Source organism: Pseudoalteromonas sp. S558 (assembly GCF_005886635.1).
Lineage (GTDB): Bacteria > Pseudomonadota > Gammaproteobacteria > Enterobacterales > Alteromonadaceae > Pseudoalteromonas > Pseudoalteromonas aliena.
Genome location: NZ_PNDU01000738.1, coordinates 1 through 318, shown reverse-complemented (window position 1 = coordinate 318; position 318 = coordinate 1). Strand labels below are relative to the sequence as shown.

The window sequence follows — 318 nt, the reverse complement described above, 5'->3', positions numbered from 1 at the left end:
AACCCTCTATAGATGTGTAAGGTGGCTGGATATCACCCGACACACTCATAAATAAAATATTATGCTCGCAAGCCTTTGCAATTCGGCGGCTACTAATTAAACCATGTGCATAACCCAGTAAAATAATCTTTAGCATTACCGAGGGTGGGTACGCCGCCGCGCCCGTTTTGTCATTGTTGTACCACGCGGCAAATCCCGATAAATCGAGTTTATTTTCGACAATATAACAAAGGGCATACTCAAAAGTGCCAGGCAGAATTTGCTCAGCGAAATTGATAGGAATGAATTTATTTTGACAGGATAAGTCAGGCTTGTAGT

At 42.1% G+C, this 318-nt stretch carries 1 protein-coding gene; it reads right to left on the bottom strand.

From position 1 onward, the window contains the following. The coding region (locus CWB66_RS22140) for a transposase (RefSeq protein WP_138587041.1) at positions 1–318 on the bottom strand (318 nt) is incomplete at both ends.